The organism is Modestobacter sp. NPDC049651 (genome assembly GCF_040659695.1).
Taxonomy (GTDB): domain Bacteria; phylum Actinomycetota; class Actinomycetes; order Mycobacteriales; family Geodermatophilaceae; genus Modestobacter.
Window position 1 is genome coordinate 234,473 of sequence record NZ_JBFAOG010000003.1, and the last position, 15,114, is coordinate 249,586.

At 74.9% G+C, this 15,114-nt stretch carries 13 protein-coding genes; 4 read left to right on the top strand and 9 right to left on the bottom strand.

Annotation, left to right across the window (positions count from 1 at the left end; translation table 11 throughout):
- Positions 1–227 precede the first annotated feature (227 nt).
- The 8 genes from AB0J00_RS06665 to ngg all read right to left on the bottom strand — a co-directional run bounded on the left by AB0J00_RS06665 (position 228) and on the right by ngg (position 9,895).
- Positions 228–1,832 (bottom strand): methyl-accepting chemotaxis protein, encoded by a 1,605-nt coding sequence (locus AB0J00_RS06665; RefSeq protein ID WP_357741989.1) that lies wholly within the window; start codon positions 1,830–1,832, stop codon positions 228–230.
- Between the two features lie 104 nt (positions 1,833–1,936).
- Positions 1,937–2,383, bottom strand: a complete 447-nt coding sequence (locus AB0J00_RS06670; RefSeq protein ID WP_357741992.1) for a chemotaxis protein CheW — start codon at positions 2,381–2,383, stop codon at positions 1,937–1,939.
- Positions 2,384–2,385: 2 nt separating this feature from the next.
- Positions 2,386–4,821, bottom strand: a complete 2,436-nt coding sequence (locus AB0J00_RS06675; RefSeq protein WP_357741995.1) for a chemotaxis protein CheA — start codon at positions 4,819–4,821, stop codon at positions 2,386–2,388.
- 360 nt (positions 4,822–5,181) lie between these two features.
- Positions 5,182–5,925, bottom strand: a complete 744-nt coding sequence (gene otsB / locus AB0J00_RS06680; RefSeq protein WP_357741998.1) for a trehalose-phosphatase — start codon at positions 5,923–5,925, stop codon at positions 5,182–5,184.
- Positions 5,922–7,313: a trehalose-6-phosphate synthase gene (locus AB0J00_RS06685; protein ID WP_357742001.1), complete on the bottom strand. Its 1,392-nt coding sequence runs from the start codon at positions 7,311–7,313 to the stop codon at positions 5,922–5,924. Before AB0J00_RS06685 ends, otsB begins: the two co-directional genes overlap by 4 nt.
- 46 nt (positions 7,314–7,359) lie before the next feature.
- Positions 7,360–7,716, bottom strand: coding sequence for a fluoride efflux transporter CrcB (gene crcB / locus AB0J00_RS06690; RefSeq protein ID WP_357742004.1), 357 nt, complete (start codon positions 7,714–7,716; stop codon positions 7,360–7,362).
- Entirely contained in the window at positions 7,713–8,087 is a 375-nt protein-coding gene (gene crcB, locus AB0J00_RS06695; protein WP_357742007.1) for a fluoride efflux transporter CrcB, read from the bottom strand. The genes crcB (AB0J00_RS06690) and crcB (AB0J00_RS06695) overlap by 4 nt, the downstream gene beginning before the upstream one ends.
- 53 nt (positions 8,088–8,140) lie before the next feature.
- Positions 8,141–9,895, bottom strand: a complete 1,755-nt coding sequence (gene ngg, locus AB0J00_RS06700) for an N-acetylglutaminylglutamine synthetase (RefSeq protein WP_357742010.1) — start codon at positions 9,893–9,895, stop codon at positions 8,141–8,143.
- Between the two features lie 80 nt (positions 9,896–9,975).
- Here ngg and AB0J00_RS06705 point away from each other — a divergent pair, with 80 nt between their 5' ends.
- From AB0J00_RS06705 to AB0J00_RS06715, 3 genes are read left to right on the top strand one after another with little or no spacing between them, the layout of a single operon-like run.
- Positions 9,976–10,968 (top strand): aldo/keto reductase, encoded by a 993-nt coding sequence (locus AB0J00_RS06705; RefSeq protein WP_357742013.1) that lies wholly within the window; start codon positions 9,976–9,978, stop codon positions 10,966–10,968.
- Positions 10,969–10,989: 21 nt separating this feature from the next.
- The gene (locus tag AB0J00_RS06710) at positions 10,990–11,355 is read left to right on the top strand and encodes a hypothetical protein (RefSeq protein ID WP_357742016.1); all 366 of its coding nucleotides are present in this window, start codon (positions 10,990–10,992) and stop codon (positions 11,353–11,355) included.
- A complete protein-coding gene (locus AB0J00_RS06715) occupies positions 11,348–11,854 on the top strand; it encodes a hypothetical protein (RefSeq protein WP_357742018.1) in 507 nt (168 codons plus the stop codon). The genes AB0J00_RS06710 and AB0J00_RS06715 overlap by 8 nt, the downstream gene beginning before the upstream one ends.
- On the opposite strand, the gene AB0J00_RS06720 is transcribed toward AB0J00_RS06715, so the two are convergent.
- Positions 11,785–12,609 (bottom strand): hypothetical protein, encoded by an 825-nt coding sequence (locus tag AB0J00_RS06720; RefSeq protein WP_357742021.1) that lies wholly within the window; start codon positions 12,607–12,609, stop codon positions 11,785–11,787. The two genes, AB0J00_RS06715 and AB0J00_RS06720, sit on opposite strands and share 70 nt — an antisense overlap.
- Before the next feature lie 212 nt (positions 12,610–12,821).
- Here AB0J00_RS06720 and AB0J00_RS06725 point away from each other — a divergent pair, with 212 nt between their 5' ends.
- Entirely contained in the window at positions 12,822–15,110 is a 2,289-nt protein-coding gene (locus tag AB0J00_RS06725; RefSeq protein WP_357742024.1) for a SpoIIE family protein phosphatase, read from the top strand.
- Positions 15,111–15,114 lie beyond the last annotated feature (4 nt).

Below are 15,114 nucleotides of genomic sequence, written 5' to 3' on the forward strand. Positions count from 1 at the left end.
CCGAACGGCGACACCTGGCCGGCCAGCGCCTCGTAGGAGCCGGAGGTGCCCCGGGCCGGCCCCAGCGGCCCGAGGACCGTCTCCGACAGCTGCACGAACTGCCCGGAGTCGTCGGTCGCGTCGGCCACCAGCGCGCGGCGCTCGGCGGTCGGCCGGTGCTCAGGTGGTCCTTGCGCTGGTACTCGAACTGCCCCTCGGTCGACTTCCCGCGCCCGGCACGGGCGCGGTCACCAGCTGAAGCGGCCCACGGTGGTGCGCAGGTCGACGGCCATCCGGGACAGCTCGTCGACCGCGCCCTGGGTCTGGGACAGCGCCTGGGTGGTCGAGCCGGCGGCGGTCGAGACACCGGTGATGTTCGCGGCGATCTCGGTGGAGCCGCTGGCGGCCTCCTGGACCGACCGGGACATCTCGTTGGTGGTGGCGGTCTGCTCCTCCACCGCGGAGGCGATGGTCAGCTGGAAGTCGTTGATCTGGCCGATGACGCCGGAGATGCCGCCGATCGCCTCCACGGCACGGGTGGTGTCGGCCTGGATGGCCTCGACCCGCCGCGCGATGTCCTCGGTCGCCTTCGCCGTCTCCTGGGCCAGCTCCTTGACCTCGTTGGCCACGACCGCGAAGCCCTTGCCGGCCTCCCCGGCCCGCGCGGCCTCGATGGTGGCGTTCAGCGCCAGCAGGTTCGTCTGCTCGGCGATCGAGGTGATCGCCTTGACCACCGCGCCGATCTCCTGGCTGGAGGCACCCAGCTGCTCGATGGTGGTGGTGGTCGACTGCGCCTCGGCGACCGCCTGGGCGGCGACCCGGGTCGCCTCGTTGACGCTCTGGCTGATCTCCCGGATGGCCGAGCCCATCTCGTCCGCCCCCGCCGCGACGGTCGCGACGTTGCGGGAGACCTCCTCGGCCGCGGCCGAGACCACACCGGACTGCGCGGCGGTCTCCTCGGCCGAGGCGGAGATCTGGGTGGACGACGCCGCCAGCTCGGTCGAGGAGTTGGCCACCGCGTCGGCGGCGGCGGCCACGGAGGTCATCGTGGTGCGCAGGTTGCCGACGGCCCGGCCCAGCCCCTCGGCCATCCGGCCCAGCTCGTCGCGCGACGTGGCGCGCGGGGCGACGGAGAGGTCGCCGTCGGCGAGCGCGTCGACCGCGGTGGCCACCGAGCGGACGGTGCCGGTGATCTGCCGGATGACCCACCAGGCCAGCGCGCCGGCCACCAGCAGGCTGACCGCGAGCACCGTCCACAGCAGGACCGTCGCGGAGTGCGCCTGCGCGGCGCCCGCGTCGTTCACCTCGCCGGCCTGCTCCACCTGGAGGTCCTGCTCGGCCTGCATCTGGTCCATCAGCGTGTCCGTGGCGTCCTGCAGCGGACCGGTGACGGCAGCCGCGGCGGCGGCCACCGTGGCGGGCGTCGGGGCCGTGCCGGCAGCGGGCACCAGGGTGCCGGTGGCGACCTTGTACCAGGCGGTCAGGTCCGCGGAGAGGGTGTCGAAGTTCGACGGGCTGGTGGCCACCGACTCGTAGGCGGCGAGCTTGTCCTGCAGCTCCCCCTGCCGCTCGGCCAGCTCGTCGGTCAGCTGCTTGCGGCCGGCCGGGTCGGCCATCGGGTAGGTGATGTAGCGGGCGCGGTCGCCCTGGAACGACCGCTGGATGCCGGCCAGCTGGTTCAGCGGGCTCACGCTCTCGTCGAACAGCACCTGCTGCTGGTTGCTGAGGGCGGACATCTTGGCGGTGGCCAGGCCGGTGAGGCCGACGGCGACGAGGCCGATGAGGGCGACGCTGGCGCCGATCTTGACACCGACGGGGCGGTCGGCGAGCAGGTGCAGGGCAGGGGTGCGCATGGCGGGCTCCGGGGCAGGGGAGGCAGGTGGTCGGTGCGCGTGCTGGAGATGCGCCGCGGCCGGCCGGGGGACGGCCGGCCGCGGGTCGATCAGGAGCGGTGGTGTCAGGTGCCGACGGCGCGGTTGACGTCGAGCGCGAGCAGCAGCTGCCCGGAGAGCTTGTAGGCGCCCCGGATCAGGTCGCGGGCGGTGCCGTCGAGGGTGTCCGGCGGGGCCTCGAAGTCCCGCACGTCGACGTCGACGACGTCGGCGATGCTGTCGACCAGCACGCTCACCGCCTCGCCGTGCAGCCGGATGACGATCACGACCGGCTCCTGGCCCTCGGGCCGGGGCTTGCGGCCGAGCCGCTCGCGCAGCTCGATGGCGGTGACCACCTGGCCGCGCAGGTTGATCAGGCCGGCGACGGCCGGGGGAGCCAGCGGCACCCGGGTGATCCCCTGGCTGCGCAGCACCTCCTGGACGTGCTCGACCTCGACGCCGTACAGGTCGCCGTCCAGCCAGAAGGTGGCCAGCTGGCTGGTGGCGGGCGGGGCCGCGGCAGCGGTGCTCATGGTCAGACCTCCTGGAAGGTGGTGGTGTGCGTCGGGAAGGAGTCGAACGCGGGCTCGCGGGTGGGGGAGGGGAGACCGCTGGACTGGGCCGGGGCGGAGTAGAACGCCGGGTCGGCGGCGAGGATCGCCGCGCGGACGTCGAGCAGCTCGGTGACCCGGTCGCCGATGACGGCCGAGCCCAGCAGGCCCATGTCGTCGATGTCGCTCTGCACGGCGGCCTCGCCGTCGACGATGTCGAGGATCTCCTCGACCACGATGGCCACGCTGCGGCCGTGGTCGGCGTAGACGATGACCTCCAGCACCTCGCGGTCGCTGTCGCCGTAGGCACCCAGGTGCCGGTCCAGCCGGACGATCGGCAGGATCTGGCCGCGGTACTGCACGACCTCGCGCTGGCCGACCCGCTCGACGGTCTCGGTGCGCACCTGCTCGAGGCGGGTGACGGTGTCCAGCGGGATCGCGACCCGCCGTCCGCCGCCGATCGCGGCCAGCAGCATCCGCTGCCGCTCCTGGGCCGACGCGGCCGCCTGGGCGGCGGCGACGCGGCTCTCCTGCCGCTCGGTGGTCTCGGTGCGCAGCGCGCGCCGGGCCAGCGCCTGGACGTCGAGGATCAGCGCGACCGCGCCGTCGCCGAGCACCGTGGCGCCGGAGTAGAGGCCGATCTGCTTGAGCTGGCCGCTGACGGCCTTGACCACGATCTCCTCGGTGTTGATGACCCGGTCGACGACCAGGCCGAACCGCCGGCCCTCCGACCGCAGCACCGCGATGACCACGTGGCCGTCGTGCCGGTCGCTGGGCAGGCCGAGCACCTCGGAGAGGTGCACCAGGGGGAGCAGCTCCCCGCGCAGCCGGTAGACCGAGGCGCCGCCGACGTCCTCGACCGCCGCGGCGGCCTTCTCGGCGTCCAGCGCCACGAGCTCCTGCAGGCTGATCTGCGGGATCGCGTAGCGGTCGCCGGCGCACTCGATGGTGAGCGCCGGGATGATCGCCAGGGTCAGCGGGATGCGCAGCCGCATGCAGGTGCCCTGGCCGGTCACCGACTCGACCTCGATGGTGCCGCCGATGGCCTCGATGTTGGTCTTGACGACGTCCATGCCGACCCCGCGGCCGGAGACGTTGGTGACCGCGGCGGCGGTGGAGAAGCCGGGCAGGAAGATCAGCTGCAGGAGGTCCTGCGGACCCATCCGGGTCAGCGCCTCGGGCGTGATGAGGCCCTTCTCGACCGCCTTCGCGCCGATCTTGGCCGGGTCGATGCCGGCGCCGTCGTCGGCGACCTCGACCACGACCTGGCCGCTCTCGTGCCGGGAGCGCAGCGTGAGCACGCCCTCGGCGGGCTTGCCCGCGGCGGCGCGGCCGGCGGCGTTCTCGATGCCGTGGTCGACGGAGTTGCGGACCAGGTGGGTCAGCGGGTCCTTGACCGCCTCGAGGAGGGTCTTGTCCAGCTCGGTGTCCTTGCCCTCCATCTCCAGCCGGATGGTCTTCTGCAGCTGCAGGCCGAGGTCGCGGACGACGCGGGGGAGCTTGCTCCAGATGTGGTCGATCGGCTGCATGCGCGTCTTCATCGCGCTCTCCTGCAGCTCGCTGGCGATCAGGTTCAGCCGCTGCGAGGCGCGGACGAGGTCCTGGTCGTTCTGCCGGCCCACGTACTGCACGATCTGGTTGCGGGTGAGCACCAGCTCACCGACCAGCTGCATGAGGTTGTCGAGCAGGTCGACGTCGACGCGGATGGTGCTGTCGGCGACGCCGCGGCGGGTCTGCGCCTCGGGGGTGCCCGGCTCCGGGGGCAGCCCGGACGACGGCTCGGCGGCAGCGGGCCGCGCGACCGGTGCGGCGACGGCGGCCGCCTCGACCACGGCCTCGGCGGCCTCCAGGACGGCGGCGGCCGGCTCCTGGGCGGGGATCGTCTCCGCCGCCGGCACCGGGGCCGGCGCGGGGACGACGGGCTTCTTGGCGCGCGGCGCGCGCTTGGCCGGGGCCTTCTTCGCCGGGGCCTTCTTCGCCGGCGCCTCAGCGGCCGGTGCCGGCGCCTCAGCGGCCGGTGCCGGGGCGGGCTCGCCCTCCTCCAGCGCCTGGCTGATCACGGCCACCGTGCTCGCGACGTCGACCGTCCCCTCGCCGCCGGTCGCCTCGATGGCGGCCAGCAGGTCGCGGATCGAGTCGACCATCCGCAGCAGCGCGTCGGTGCGGTGCGGGTTCAGCTCGAGCGCGCCGTCCCGCAGCCGGGAGAGCAGGTTCTCGCCGACGTGGGCGACCTCCTCCAGCCGGTTGAACGCGAGGAACCCGCTGGTGCCCTTGATGGTGTGGATCGTCCGGAAGATGCTCGACAGGCGCTCCCGGGACCGTGGGTCCTGCTCCAGGGCCACCAGGTCCTGGTCCAGCTGGTCGAGGTTCTCGTGGCTCTCCACGAGGAACTCCTCGACGATGTCGTCCAGACCGTCCACGCCTGCCTCTTCCCCTGTGGTGCGCCGTCGGGCCCGTCCCGGCGGCAATGGAGATGGTCGGCGGACGGTCGTACGCAATCAAGGTGAACACGCCATTCGGACGCCATTTTCTGGAATGTCGACACAAATGGCACAGAATGGTCGGTGACCGTCTTCTGGAAGCCATTCGGTGCCTTGTCGACATCGGCGTCCGGAGCGTGCACCCGCCGCGTGCGGCCGGCTGCCGGGTCCTGCTGCTCCGTCCCCGGCATCGGCAGTCGCACCGGCGGGGTTGACCACCTGGCCCGGAACGGCGCCCACCGGGGGAGGGGAGCGGCGCCGGCGCCCCAGGGAGAACATCCGTCACCGACGGAACGCCGGTCAGGCTCCCAGCGCGCCGGCCAGCCGCTCGAGCAGTGCCTGCACGCCGGCCAGGTCGGGCACCCGGTACCGCGCGGTGGTGCCGCCGTCGCCGACCTTGACGGTCACGTCGCCGTCCGGCAGCGCCCGGAAGGCGTCCTCGTCGGTGACGTCGTCGCCGAGGTAGACCGCGGCGGCCGCGCCGAGCTCCGCGCGCAGCCGGAGCAGCGCCGAGCCCTTGTCCGCGTCGGTGACCGCGAGCTCCAGCACGTCCTTGCCCGGCTTGGGGGTGTGGTGCGGTCCGGCCGCGGCGGCCGCCCGCTCCAGCAGCGCCCGGCCGGCTGCCGGGTCGGCGGTGCGCACGTGCACGGCCACCGCGGCGGGCTTGACCTCCAGCCGCGCGCCGGGGACCGCGTCGACCAGCGGGGTCATCACCGCGACCAGCTCGTCGCGGACCTCGCGCAGCTCCCCGGCCAGCGGGCCGTCGAACTCCGCGCCGTGGCTGCCGATCCAGCGGAACGGGCCGGTCAGGCCGCTGGTGGCCTGGAGGTCGGCGACGCCGCGGCCGCTGACCAGCGCGACGGTGACCCCCTCGGCGCCGGCCAGCCGGGAGAGCAGCTCGGCGGTGCCGGGCTCGGGGACGGCGGTCGAGGGGTCGTCGCGCAGCCGGGCGAGCACCCCGTCGTAGTCGCTGGCCAGCAGGAGCGGGCGGCGGCCGGCCAGCCCGTCGAGGGCGGCCGCGAGCGCCGCGTCCAGGGAGCTCACGCCTGCTGCCGGAGCGACTCGAAGAACGAGTTCGCCCAGTGGTCGAGGTCGTGCCGGGCGATGTGCCGGCGCATCGCGCGCATCCGCTTCGCCGCCTCCGCCGGGTCCATCCGCAGCGCGCGCAGCAGCTGGTTCTTCACCCCGGCGATGTCGTGCGGGTTGACCAGCAGCGCCTGCTTGAGCTCCGCGGCGGCGCCGGCGAACTCGCTGAGCACCAGCACGCCGGCGTTGTCGCCGCGCGCGGCGACGTACTCCTTGGCCACCAGGTTCATGCCGTCGCGGTACGGCGTCACGAGCATGACGTCGGCCGCCCGGTACATCGCGGCCAGCTCCTCGCGCGGCATGGACTGGTTGAAGTAGCGGACCGCGGAGCCGGCGATCGAGCCGTACAGGCCGTTGATGTGGCCCACCTGCTGCTCGATCGTCTCCCGCATCGTCACGTAGTGCTCGACGCGCTCCCGGCTGGGCGTGGCCACCTGCACGAAGGTGGTGTCCGGCGCTTCGATCGCGCCGTCCTCGAGCAGCTCCTGGAACGCCTCCAGCCGGACGGCGATGCCCTTGGTGTAGTCCAGCCGGTCGACGCCGAGCACGACCTTCTTCGGGTTGCCGAGCTCCTCGCGGATCTCCTTCGCCCGGGCGAGCACCTCCGGCGAGCTGGCCAGCTCGTCGAACGAGCGGACGTCGATCGAGATGGGGAACGCCCGCGCGGTGACCGTGCGCCCCTCGTAGGACACCGTGTTGCCCTTGGTCGGCAGGTCGTGCAGCCGGCGGGCCAGGGTGACGAAGTTGCTGGCGGCGGTCGGCTGCTGGAAGCCGATCAGGTCCGCACCCAGCAGGCCCTCGACGATCGCCGCGCGCCACGGGAGCTGGGTGAACAGCTCGTAGGGCGGGAACGGGATGTGCAGGAAGAAGCCGATGGTCAGGTCGGGCCGCCGCTGGCGCAGCATCGCCGGCACCAGCTGCAGCTGGTAGTCGTGCACCCAGACGATCGCGTTCTCACCGGCCACCTCGGCGGCCCGGTCGGCGAACCGCTTGTTGACCTGCACGTAGGTGTCCCACCAGGTGCGGTGGTACTCCGGCTTCTCGACGACGTCGTGGTAGAGCGGCCACAGCGAGGCGTTGGAGAACCCCTCGTAGTAGCGGTCGACCTCCTCCTCCGACAGCGGCACGGGCACCAGGTGCATGCCACCGGAGTCGAAGGGCTCGGGGGCGTCGCCGGCCGCACCGGACCAGCCGACCCACGCGCCGCCGCGCCCGGCGACGAACGGCTCGAGCGCGGTCACCAGCCCGCCGGGGCTGCGCTGGTACGACACCTGGCCGTCGGGGCCCGTGACCTGGTCGACGGGCAGCCGGTTGGCGACCACCACCACCGGACTGTCGGCTGCCACCTGGATGTCCTCCGGTTCCTGTGCGGGTTCCGTGCTGGCGACGACCCTACTGACCCGCGAGCAGGTAGCCCACCGCAGCGACCGCCAGCCCGAGCACCAGCGTCCCGGCCAGGTAGGGGACCGCGCGGGCCACCCGCCGCTCCTCCACCAGCCGGACGACGTCCAGGCCGAAGGTGGAGAAGGTGGTGAGGGTGCCGCAGAACCCGGTGCCGACCAGGGCCAGCACGGCGGGGGAGACGTCGCGCAGGCCCAGCAGGACGCCGAGCACCGCGCTGCCGGCCACGTTGACCGCGAGCGTGCCGACGACGCTGCCCCGGCCGCGGCGGGCGACGGCCACCCGGTCGGCGAGCAGCCGCAGCGGCGCCCCGACCAGCGCGCCGAGCGCGACCCAGAGCGCGGTCACAGCACCGCCCGGGCGGCCCGCAGCCCGGCGACCACGGCCAGCAGCCCGCCGACCACCGACGCCAGCACGTAGCCGGCCGCGGTCACCCAGGCCCCGGCGTCGGCCAGCCGGACGGCGTCCACGGCGAAGGTCGAGTACGTGGTCCAGCCGCCGAGCACCCCCGTGACCAGCAGCGGCCGCAGCCAGGGGTGGTCGGGCGCCCGCGCGCCCAGCACCGCCACCAGCACGCCGATCAGCGCGCAGCCGGTCAGGTTGACCAGCAGGGTGGCCCACGGCCAGGCGCCGGCGGCGTGGGGGAGCGCCGTGGCCACGCCCCAGCGGGCCAGCGCCCCGGCGACGCCGCCGACCGCGGCGGCGACGTACGGCTTCACGGTCCCCAGCCTGCCAGGCGCCGCTCCGGCGGTCGGCGGACCCCGGCGGCCCGTCAGCCCCGGCGGGTCTCCGGGAACAGCAGGTCGACGAACCGGGCGACGGTCGGCTGCGGCTCGTGGTTGGCCAGCCCCGGCCGCTCGTTGGCCTCGATGAACACCGCGTCCGGGCCCTCGACGTCGGGCACCAGGAAGTCGAGGCCGGTCACCGGGATGCCGATCGCCCGGCTGGCCCGCACCGCGGCGGCGGCGATCTCCGGGTGCAGCCGGTCGGTGACGTCCTCGATCGTGCCGCCGGTGTGCAGGTTCGCGGTGCGCCGCACGCGCAGCCGGTCCCCGGCGGGCAGCACGTCGGTGAGGCTGCGGCCGGCGGCGGCGACCACCTGCTCGGTCATCGCGTCCAGCGGGATCGACGACTCGCCGCCGGTGGCCCGCTCCCGGCGCCGGCTGGTGGCGCGGACCAGGGCGGCGACGTCGGACCGGCCGTCGCCGACCACCTCCGCCGGCCGGCGGACGGCGGCCGCCACCACCTCGTGGTCGATGACCACCACCCGCAGGTCGTCGCCGGCCACCAGCTCCTCCACCAGCACGTCGGGGCAGTGCTGGGCGGCCAGCGCCACCGCCTCGTCCAGCGCGGCGTCGTCCCGGACGCCCATGGTGATGCCCTGGCCCTGCTCGCCGCGGGCCGGCTTGACGACCACCTCGCCGCACGCGGCCAGCAGCTCCCGGGCCGGCCTGGGGTCGGCCGCGTCGACGACGGCACCGCGGGGCACCCGCACCCCGGCCCGCTCGACGATCCGGCGGGTGACCCGCTTGTCGTCGCAGCGGCTCATCGCGACCGCGGAGGTCAGCTCCGACAGCGACTCCCGGGTGAGCACCGACCGGGCGCCGCGGGTCAGCCGCAGCTCGCCCCACGCCGCGTCGGTCACCTCCACCCGGATCCCGCGGCGCAGCGCCTCGTCGGCGATGACCCGGGCGTAGGTGTTGAGCGCGGCCAGCCCGGCCGGGGGAGCGGCGTAGAGCGGGGTGTTGATCGGGTTCTTCCGCTTCACGCAGACCGCGGGCACCCGCTCGAAGCCGAGCTTGCGGTACAGCGCGAGCGCGGCGGTGTTGTCGTGCATCACCGACAGGTCCAGGTGGGCCCGGCCCCGGCCGACGTACCGCTCGGCGAGCACCCGGACCAGCGCCTCCCCGGTGCCCGGTGGCGCGTCCTGCGGGTCGACGGCCAGGCACCACAGGCTCGTACCGCCCTCCGGGTCACCGAACAGCAGCGCGTGGTCGACGCCGGTGACCGTGCCGACGACCGCGCCGGTCCGCCGGTCCTCGGCGACCAGGTGGGTGAAGGCACGGGTCCGGTGGTTGGCCCACATGGTCTCCGGGGTCGCCTCCACCATCCCGGCACGCCGGTAGAGCTCGTCGACCCGGCGCATCTCCGCCAGCGAGGTCGCCGTGCGGACGAACACCCCGCGCACCGGCTCCTCGCGGGGGCGGTAGCGGTGCAGCGGCAGCCGCAGCACGAACGACGGGTCGATGAACAGCTCGTCGGGGGCCGTGCCCACCAGCACCTGCGGGTCCCAGGCGTAGACGCAGATGTCCCGCCGTCCGGACTCCTCGGCGCGCAGCGCCGCCACGATGCCGGACAGGTCGCCGAACGTCTGCCCGAACACCAGCCGCCCCCAGCCGAGGTCGGCCACCACGTCCCGGCGCATCTGCCGCCGCTCGCGGTCGGTCGGCGGCCGCCAGGGCCGGCCGGTGAGCGGGTCGGGCACGGGACGGGAGTGGTGGCCGGCGACGCGGCGGGTGCTGGTCACCCCGTCCATCGTGCCGCCCCGATCGTGTGCGTTCCACGTGGAACCGGTTCCCGGCCGCCTCCGCGGGGCACCCCGCACCCATGCGGACACGACGACTGCGCGACCTGACCGTCTCCGCCCAGGGCCTGGGCTGCATGGGGATGAGCGAGTTCTACGGGACCGGCGACCAGGCCGAGGCGGAGCGGACCATCCACCGGGCGCTCGACCTGGGCGTCACCTTCCTCGACACCGCCGACATGTACGGCCCCTTCACCAACGAGCGGCTGGTGGGCGCCGCGATCGCCGGCCGCCGCGACGAGGTGGTGCTGGCGACCAAGTTCGGCAACGAGCGCGGCGAGGACGGCTCGTTCCTCCGCATCAACGGCACCCCCGAGTACGTGCGGAAGGCCTGCGACGCCTCGCTGCAGCGGCTCGGCGTCGACGTCATCGACCTCTACTACCAGCACCGCGTCGACCCCACCGTGCCGATCGAGGACACCTGGGGCGCGCTGAAGGAGCTGGTCGAGGCGGGCAAGGTCCGGTACACCGGCATCTCCGAGGCCGCGCCGGGGACCATCCGCCGGGCAGACGCCGTCCAGCCGGTCACCGCGGTGCAGACCGAGTACTCGCTGTGGACCCGCGACCCCGAGGACGACGGGGTGCTGGCCACCTGCGCCGAGCTCGGCATCGGGTTCGTCGCCTACTCGCCGATCGGCCGCGGCTTCCTCTCCGGGCAGATCCGCAGCCTCGACGACCTCGACGAGTCCGACTTCCGCCGGCACAACCCGCGCTTCCAGGGGGAGAACTTCCGGCGGAACCTGGAGCTCGTCGACCGGGTGCGGGAGATCGCCGACGGCAAGGGCGTGACCGCGAGCCAGCTCGCGCTGGCCTGGGTGATGGCCCGGTCCGGTGCCGAGGGCAACCCGGCCGTGGTGCCGATCCCGGGCACCAAGCGGGTGCCGTACCTGGAGGAGAACGCGGCGGCCGCCGACGTCGAGCTCACCGCCGACGACCTCCGCGCGCTGGACGAGGTGGCCCCGGTCGGCGCGGCCGCCGGCGACCGCTACCCGGACATGTCGTCGGTGCACCGCTGACCGCTCACTAGGCTCGGCAGGGTGAGCACCCCGCTGGTCGTCGCGATCAGCGTCGTGGCCGGGGTGCTCGCCCTGCTCGGGCTGCTCAGCACCGGCCTGCGCCGGCGCACCGGCACGCTGCACCTGGCCGGCGCCGGCCTGCTCGAGGTGCTGCTGGTCGTGCAGGCCGCGATCGCGGTCGCCGGGCTGGCCGGCGGGCACCGCCCGGCGGAGCTGGCCACCTTCCTCGCCTACCTCGCCACCGTGGTGCTGCTGCCCGTCGCGGGCACGCTGTGGTCCCGGGGCGAACCGACCCGCTGGGGCGGCACCGTGGTAGCCGTCGCCGCGTTCACCGTCGCGGTGATGATCTGGCGGCTGCAGCAGATCTGGGAGGTCACCGGTGGCTGACCTGGGCCGCCCGGCGGAACCGGGCACCAGCGCCGGGCCCGGCCGGGTGCTGGTCGCGCTGTACGCGGTGTTCGCGATCGCCGCCGGGGCCCGCGCGGCGGTGCAGATCGCGACGCAGTTCGACGAGGCGCGGCTGGCGTACGTGCTGTCGGCGCTGGCCGCGGTGGTCTACGTGGTGGCCACCGCGGGCCTGGCCCGCGGCGGCCGCACCGGCCGCCGCACGGCCGTGGCCGCCTGCAGCGTGGAGCTGGCCGGTGTGCTCGTCGTCGGCACGCTGTCGCTGGCCGACCGCGAGGCCTTCCCCGACTCGACCGTCTGGTCGGGCTACGGCTCCGGCTACGGCTTCATCCCGCTGGTGCTGCCGGTGCTCGGCCTGTTGTGGCTGCGCCACCTCGCGGAGCAGGCCGAGCACCCCCGGCAGGACGGGCCTCAGAACTCGCCGAAGTCCCCGCCGCCGAAGTCGTCGCCGCCACCGAAGTCCCCGCCGCCGTCGGCGTAGTCGCCGCCACCGCCGTCGTACCCGCCGTCGGCCTGCTCGCCGTCCTGGAAGCCCTCCGCGTAGGCCTCCTCGTCGCCGCCGCCGAACAGGCCGCCGTCGCCGAGGCCGGTGTCGAACAGCGCGTCGGCGACCGCGGAACCGACGACCACGCCGGCGACGGTGCCGAGCAGGCTGCCGCCGATCATGCTGCCCATCCCCATGCCGCCGCCGCCCATGAAGCCGCCGCCGCGCCCGTACCCGCCGGGGCCGTAGCCACCCGGGCCGTAGCCGCCGGGGCCGTACCCGCCGCCGTAGCCGGGGCCGCCGCCACCGCCGAAGGTGCGCTCCAGGAAGCCGGGCTGGCGCAGCTCGGCGCGGGTGGCCGTGCGGGCCAGCGTGCGCGGGTCGTCACCCTGCGGGCGCTCGGAAGCCGGGACGTTCGCCGACAGCTGCTCGAGCACCTGGCGCCGCTGCTCCGGCGTCAGCTTGCCGAACGCCTCGGCGTGCGCCTCTTCCACCTTGTCCGGTGGCGCGGTGCGCAGCAGGTAGCGGTAGCGCTCGATCGCCCGCTCGTCCTCGGTCTGCCCGGCGCCCCCGCGGCCGCCCGCCGCCGGCTGGCCGTACCCGCCGCCGTACCCGTTGGCGCCGTACCCGTTCCCGCCGCCGCCGTACTGCTGGTCCCCGTACTGCTGCTGGCCGCCGTACTGCTGGTCCCCGTACTGCTGGTCGCCGTACTGCTGCTGGCGGCGCCCGAAGAGCCGGTCCAGGAGTCCCATGCCGTGTCCTTTCCTCGTCCTCGACAGACGAGCGGGCCGCACCCGCCGTTCCCCCGTCCGGTCCCCGCCGGACTACCCGCCGGAGCCGGCCCTGACGCCTGACCGGGTGGTTTCCCGTCCCCGCCCCATCGGTCGCGCGCAACCGGCCGCCGGCGGGTCGCTAGAGTCCATGCGTGGCTCCCGAGGCCGGTCGACCGGCAGACCCCGTGGGCGTGGACGTGCCGACGCAGGCCACCGCCGCGGTCGCCGACGCCGCCGGACGGGCGGCCGGCGCCGACGGGCAGGCCCGGCAGGCCTCGATCGTGGGGGCGGCCGAGGCCGCGGTGTCCGGCACGCGCTCCACCACCGGCGCGCAGGCCGCGCTGCCGGGAGTGCTCGCCGACGTGCCCGTCGCGGTGCTGGTCATCGACCGCGCGACCGGCACGGTCACCTACGCCAACAGCGCCGCGATCGAGCTGGCCGGCAGCGTCCGGCTGCCGGTGGCCATGGAGGAGTGGAGCGGCGCGGCGGGGCTGACCGACCTCACCGGGGCGCCGCTGTCCCGGTCGGGCAACCTGCTGCGCGAGCTCGCCGCCGGGCGGCCGGTGACCGGCGAGGCCGTGCGGCTGGTCCCCGCCCGCAGCACGGACGAGGAGCGGGCCCGCGAGGACGACCTGGAGCGGCTGCTCTGGGTCACCGGGTTCCCGCTGAGCCAGGAGCACAGCGAGCAGCAGCTCTCGCTCGTCGTCTTCCTCCAGCTGGAGGAGGGGCACGCGCTCGGCGACCCGGAGACGCAGCTGCAGGCGCTGCGCGAGCGGGCGGTCGTCGCCACCGACATCGCGTTCACGATCAGCGACCCGCGGCAGCCCGACGACCCGCTGGTGTGGGTCAACCCGTCGTTCACCCGGATCACCGGGTACTCCTACGAGGAGAGCGTCGGGCGCAACTGCCGGTTCCTGCAGGGCCCGTCGACCGACCGCGCCCGGCTGCAGGAGCTCCGGGAGGCGCTCACGGCGCAGCAGCCCATCACCACCACGCTGCTCAACCACCGCAAGGACGGCACCGCCTTCTGGAACCAGCTCGCGATCACCCCGGTGTTCGACGGGGACGACGAGCTCATCAGCTTCGTCGGCGTGCAGACCGACGTCACCGAGCGCGTGCGCGTCGAGGCCGACCGGGCTGCCGCGTTCACCGCCGAGCAGGAGGCCCGCAAGGACGCCGAGGAGGCCCGCGCCGCCGCCGAGGAGGCTCGGCGCGCCGCCGAGCGGGCGCAGGGCCGGCTGGCGCTGATGGCCGAGGCGACCAGCACGCTGAGCGCCACCCTGGACATGGGCGACCTGCTCGATCGGCTGGCCGGGCTGTGCGTGCCGCTGCTGGCCGACTGGGTCTTCCTCACCCTGACCGACGACAGCGGGGCGATCACCGGCACGGCCGGCCGGCACCGTCGCGGGCTGGCCGAGCCGCTGCGCCGGTTCGCCGCCGCCCGGGTGGCCGACCTGCCCGAGGCCGCCCCGATCCGGCGCACGCTGGAGAGCGCTGAGCCGCTGCTCGTGGAGGACATCACCCCCGACCTGCTGGCCCGGGCGCTGCCGAGCTCGGAGGGCCGGGCAGCCGTGGCGGAGCTGGGCGCCAGCGCGGTGCTCACCGTGCCGCTGGTGGCCCGGCGCCGGACGCTCGGCGTGCTGTCGCTGGTCACCGAGAGCAAGCAGCGCGGCTTCAACGCCGAGGACGTCGAGCTGGCCCGCGACCTGTGCCGCCGGGCCGCGCTGGCGATGGACAACGTGCGCCTGTACCAGCAGGAGCACACGGTCGCCGAGACGCTGCAGCGCTCGCTGCTGCCCGACCTGCCCGAGATCACCGGGGTGTCGGCGGCCGCCCAGTACGTCAGCGCCTCGTCCGCGGCCGACGTCGGCGGCGACTTCTACGAGCTGCTGGCGCTGCCCGACGACACGGTGGGCATCGCCATCGGCGACGTCGTCGGGCACGACGTCGCCGCCGCGGCCGCCATGGGCCACCTGCGCGGGCTGCTGCGCGCCTGCATCTGGGACGCCGACGACGGCGACCCCGGCGTGGTGCTGGGCCGGGTCGACCGGCTGGTGCAGGGCCTGCACGTCGCGCCGATGGCCACCCTCGTCTACGCCCGGGCGGTCCGGCCGGAGCGCGACGGCGGGCCGTGGCGGCTGCAGGTCGGCAACGCCGGGCACCCGCCGCTGATGGTGCGGTACCCCGACGGGCAGGTCGACGTGCTCGACGACGTGACCGGCCTGCTGATCGGTGTCGACGGCGGGGCGCGGCGGCAGGCCCGCTGGTTCGAGCTGCCCGCCGGCTCGACGGTGGTTGCCTACACCGACGGGCTCATCGAGCGGCCCGGCGCCGACCTCGACCAGGGCCTCGAGCAGCTGGCCACCCGGCTGGCCGCGGCGCCGGCCGACGCGACCCCCGCGGAGCTGTGCGTGGCCGCCGTCGGCCCCGAGCCGGACCGCCGCGACGACATCGCGGTCATCGCCGTCCAGCTCACCTGACGCG

Excerpts from the sequence above, each read along its gene's own strand:
- AB0J00_RS06665 (WP_357741989.1), bottom strand. The coding sequence starts at position 1,832 with ATGCGCACCCCTGCCCTGCACCTGCTCGCCGACCGCCCCGTCGGTGTC.
- AB0J00_RS06670 (WP_357741992.1), bottom strand. The coding sequence starts at position 2,383 with ATGAGCACCGCTGCCGCGGCCCCGCCCGCCACCAGCCAGCTGGCCACC.
- AB0J00_RS06705 (WP_357742013.1), top strand. The coding sequence starts at position 9,976 with ATGCGGACACGACGACTGCGCGACCTGACCGTCTCCGCCCAGGGCCTG.
- AB0J00_RS06720 (WP_357742021.1), bottom strand. The coding sequence starts at position 12,609 with ATGGGACTCCTGGACCGGCTCTTCGGGCGCCGCCAGCAGCAGTACGGC.